Origin of the sequence: Mesorhizobium sp. M7A.F.Ca.CA.004.04.2.1, from assembly GCF_004022825.1 — a bacterium.
In the GTDB taxonomy this organism is placed as follows: Bacteria; Pseudomonadota; Alphaproteobacteria; order Rhizobiales; family Rhizobiaceae; genus Mesorhizobium.
In genome coordinates this window covers 1-4,311 of record NZ_RZPH01000490.1, presented here as the reverse complement: position 1 = coordinate 4,311, position 4,311 = coordinate 1, and the positions used below count along the sequence as shown (strand labels likewise).

Below are 4,311 nucleotides of genomic sequence, written 5' to 3'. Positions count from 1 at the left end.
GTCCTGCACCAGCCAGATCGAGCGGCTGCGCGCGGCCTGCTCGCGCGTCGGGATCCTCGACGCTGAGTCTGCGAGCGAGGCGCCGACGCAGGGAATGAACCACGATCGCATGAACGGATCGCAGGCGAAGCCTTTTTCGGTGCGGATCACCATCACCGCCAGCGGGACGCGCTCGGCCGGGCGCCAGGGGAAGATCATGCGGCCGCCGGGCCGCAGCGCCTTCAGCCACCCTGCTGGTGGCGCTGCGACGCCAGCATTGACGTAGATGATGTCGGATGGCGGCAGGGGCGTCGTCACCGCATCGCCATGGACGACCGTTGCATTGCCATATGCTTCGAGATTTTTGCGCGCCAGATCGGCCAGCTTTTCGTCGAGTTCGAAGCCGGTGACGGTGCCGCCTGGTAAAACCAGCTTGGCCAGCACGGCGGTGTAGTAGCCGGTGCCGGCGCCGATATGAGTGACGGCCTCGCCAGGTTTAGGCGCAAGCTTTCCGATCCACATGGCATGCAGGAAGGGCTCGCCATTGTTGATGCCCTTGTCGTCGTCGAGCGTCACCAGCACGTTCTGGTAGACATGGGCCGGGTCGGCGCTCGGCGTCGTGACCTTGCCGTTGCCGGCGATGACCGTCCACGGCCCGGGACCGAGAAACGCCTCGCGCGGCACCTCGGTGAAAGCCGCTTCCAGGCGTGGGTCGGGCGAGCCGGCATGGGCGACCAGCAGCCGCGCGTAGAATTTCCTGATGTCTTCGATCCGGGCCATGCTGCGGGACAACATAGCGCGGATTGCCGATTTGTCGCGAGACTACCCTTGGCGCACGGTAGTCGATTTTCGAAGCGGAGCTTAGCCGATGCCGAACATGGTGTCGTAGAGCAGCTTGAAGTTGAGCCCCAGGATGACCGCGGCGACTACCCAGGCAAGGGCGGCGACGCCGCGCGGAATGGCGAGATTGCCCATCTTCTTCTTGTCGGAGACGAACTGCACCAGCGGGACGACCGCGAAGGGCAACTGCATCGACAGGATCACCTGGCTGAACACCAGCAACTGGCCGGTGCCCTTTTCGCCATAGAGCGCGGTGACGACCACCACCGGGATGATGGCGAGGCCGCGCGTCAAGAGCCGGCGTGCCCAGTTGGGGATGCGCAGGCGCAGGAAACCCTCCATGACGATCTGGCCGGCAAGCGTTGCGGTCACCGTCGAGTTCAGGCCGGAAGCCAGCAGCGCCACCGCGAACAGGATCGAGGCGATGCCAAGGCCGAGCAGCGGCGACAACAGCTCGAAAGCCTGGCCGATCTCGGCAACATCCTGATGGCCGGTGTTGTGGAAGGCGACCGCCGACACGATCAGGATGGCGGCATTGACGAACAAAGCCAGCATCAGGGCGATGGTCGAGTCCGTCGTTGCCCATTTGATGGCGTCGCGCTTGCCCTTTTCGGTGCGTTCATAGGCGCGGGTCTGCACGATCGAGGAGTGCAGATAGAGATTGTGCGGCATGACGGTGGCGCCGATGATGCCGATGGCGATGTAGAGCATCTCCGGGTTGGTAACGATCTGCGACGATGGCACGAACATGGCATGCAGGATCGAGCCTGCCGGCGGGGCGGCGACGAAGATCTGGATGGCGAAGCAGCTGAAGATGATGATCAGCAGCGCGACGACGAAAGCTTCGAGATAGCGGAAGCCCTTGTTCATCAGCAGCAGCACGAGGAAGGCGTCGAGCGCCGTCAGCATGGCGCCGCCGATAAGCGGAATGCCGAACAGAAGTTGCAGCGCGATCGCGGTGCCGATGACTTCGGCCAGGTCGCAGGCGATGATGGCCAGTTCGCAGGCAATCCACAGCACGAAGTTGACCGGACGGGGATAGTAGGCGCGGCAGGCCTGGGCGAGGTCGCGGCCGGTGGCGATGCCGAGTCGTGCCGCCAGCGCCTGCAAAAGGATCGCCATCAGGTTGGACAGCATGATGATGAACAGCAGCGTGTAGCCGAACTGCGCGCCGCCGGCGAGGTCGGTCGCCCAGTTGCCCGGATCCATATAGCCGACCGAGACCATGTAGCCGGGACCCATGAAGGCGAACAGGCGGCGGAACCAGACCCCCGAACTCGGAACGGCGATCGACGCGTTGACCTCGCGCAGGCTGGGCTCCTCGTCCTCGTCGGGCCTGGCGAACCGCCATGAGGAACGGGAGGCTGTGGCTTCGACTTCGGACATGGGGGAGGGCTTTCCGGGAGACTGGGCGATGTTCCCTTAAGCTATGCCATGGCTCAACATTATGCAATATGCTATATTTCATTGTCGGTGCTTTTTATTCTGCTGGCGGTATCGGGCGAACTCGCAATCGGAAGTCCGGTTGCACCTGTTGCGGAATGCAAATAAACGGCCTGAAGAATCAGAGCCCGTGCTATGAAAGCATGGATGGCAAATAGTCCTGGGAGGAGCGCGTATTGGCGCTGAAGAACAGACCGGTCCCGCGCGAGCCGCTGCTCGACGCCGAAATTCATTCGGAGGGCTTCCGGCAGCAGCGCGAAGCGCGCCGCAGCGCGCTGGTCGAGGATTATGTCGAGCTGATCGCCGACCTGATCGAAGACGGCAACGAGGCGCGCCAGGTGGACATCGCCGCACGCCTGGGCGTCGCCCAGCCGACAGTGGCCAAGATGCTGACCAGGCTGTGCGCCGACGGCCTGGTGTCGAGAAAGCCCTATCGCGGCGTGTTCCTGACCGATGCCGGCCGCAAGGTCGCGGAGCAAAGCCGCATCCGCCATCAGACGGTGGAAGCCTTTTTGCGCTCGCTTGGTGTCAGCGCCGAGACGGCACGCATCGACGCCGAAGGCATCGAGCACCATGTCAGCGCCGAGACGCTGGAAGCTTTCCGCAAGGCGATGACGGCGCGCTGAGCCGCCAGATTTCCGGCGCTGCCGGAACCGTCGCACGCCGGGCACGTTGCTCCCGACAGCGCGCGTTTTGTCGCGCGAACGGAGGAAGCGATGGGCATCGAACAAGCACCGACCGCAAAGGGCAAGCAGGCGGCCGCGGGACTGAAACGGGCGGCGGCGAGGGACGAGCGCAAGACCGAGGCGGAAACCGGCCGTCCGCTTAAAAAGGGCGCGGCGCGTTTCGAGGAACGGTCGAAGAGCTCTGACGGCAAGAGCGCCGGCGCCAAACAGGAAGATTAGGCGTCTGACGTGATTGGCTGCAGGCCAAGGCCGCTGTTGGACGTGGTTTACGTCCTTTCTTGCGGCAGTGTCTATCGCCCTCCGCTATGGCTGCGGGCGTTCGAGCCTTTTGAAAGGTCCAGTGGACCTTTCAATTTGCCTGCGGCAAACCGTTCCCTCACTCCCTGACATCCTGCACCCAGCTGCGCGGGTGGCCGTCGACGCGGAACTGGAAGATGAAATAGGGCGGGATGCAGGTGCCTTTGCCGGCTTTTGCCTGCACCAGATCGTCATAGCCTGCGGTGCAGATATAGTCCTCGCGGCAGGGATGCGCCTTGTCGCAGGCGCGCAGGCCGGCGGTCTTGGTGAATTCCTTCGTGCAGAATTTGTGGTCCTTGCCCGACGCGATGCAGTCGTTGAAGCCGGTCTTGGCCAGACGTCCGCACGTCGCCTCGTCGGGAAGCTTGTCGCAGCTCGCCTTGCGCAGCATGCCACCGGGAAAGCCGCCGGTCTTCTGCTGCGGATTGTCGTAGCGCTGGCGCGCCGCGCCATAGCCGGCGAGCTTGACCGGCGGCTTCTTGTCCCGCGCCGGGTCGATAGCGCAGGCCTTGGCGGTGGTCGGCGAGATGCGGCAATATTGGTCGCTGCCCCAGCTCGACATCCTGATCTCGCCGAACTCGACGGGATCACCGACCGCGGTGCCCGCGTCACTGACGCAGGTGCCGAAGCCCGGATGGATGGCGCTTTCGTGGACACCTGCGCAGCGCAGGCCCGCACCGCAGTTCCAGTCCTTGAAACTTGCATCCTCGCCGCGATAGCAGATCGAGCCCCAGCCATTGTAGAGGTCGGTGCCTTTCAGCGCCTCGGCATATCTGGCGTCCGGACGGGCGGCGAAGCCGCGCGTAAAGTCCGGGTGACTGCCGGCGGCGAACTGCTCGACGATGGCGCGGCGGCGCGGCAGGTCGGCGAAGAACACAGCCGAGCCCGGCACGAAGACGGCGTTGCGGCGCGGCTCGCTGGCCGGATCGGCGCCGGTGTAATGAAAGCCGGCAATGCCGCGCGTCTGATGGCAACCGGTGCAACTCATCTCGTTGAGCCGCAATTTGAAGCCGGCCGCCGACTTGATGGTGGCGAGCGTATTGCCCCTGACGACGTAGTCCTTCAG

General features: G+C 64.3%; 4 protein-coding genes and 1 pseudogene. 2 read left to right on the top strand and 3 right to left on the bottom strand.

The features are described 5' to 3' along the window. Together EN893_RS20765 and EN893_RS20760 are read right to left on the bottom strand one after the other, a co-directional pair. Nucleotides 1–759: protein-L-isoaspartate O-methyltransferase (locus EN893_RS20765; RefSeq protein ID WP_164898341.1), on the bottom strand; the 759-nt coding region annotated here is incomplete at its 3' end. Between the two features lie 81 nt (nt 760–840). Further along, nucleotides 841–2,205 (bottom strand): Nramp family divalent metal transporter, encoded by a 1,365-nt coding sequence (locus EN893_RS20760; protein ID WP_127271218.1) that lies wholly within the window; start codon nt 2,203–2,205, stop codon nt 841–843. 233 nt (nt 2,206–2,438) lie between these two features. Here EN893_RS20760 and mntR point away from each other — a divergent pair, with 233 nt between their 5' ends. Together mntR and EN893_RS20750 are read left to right on the top strand one after the other, a co-directional pair. Further along, nucleotides 2,439–2,888 carry a manganese-binding transcriptional regulator MntR gene (gene mntR / locus EN893_RS20755; RefSeq protein ID WP_127271216.1) on the top strand — a complete coding sequence of 150 codons (450 nt, stop codon included), beginning with the start codon at nt 2,439–2,441 and terminating at the stop codon, nt 2,886–2,888. A 90-nt stretch (nt 2,889–2,978) separates the two neighbouring features. Then, entirely contained in the window at nt 2,979–3,167 is a 189-nt protein-coding gene (locus EN893_RS20750; RefSeq protein ID WP_127271214.1) for a hypothetical protein, read from the top strand. A gap of 157 nt (nt 3,168–3,324) precedes the next feature. On the opposite strand, the pseudogene EN893_RS20745 reads toward EN893_RS20750, so the two are convergent. Continuing rightward, nucleotides 3,325–4,311, bottom strand: a pseudogene (locus EN893_RS20745) (hypothetical protein); the annotation flags it as partial.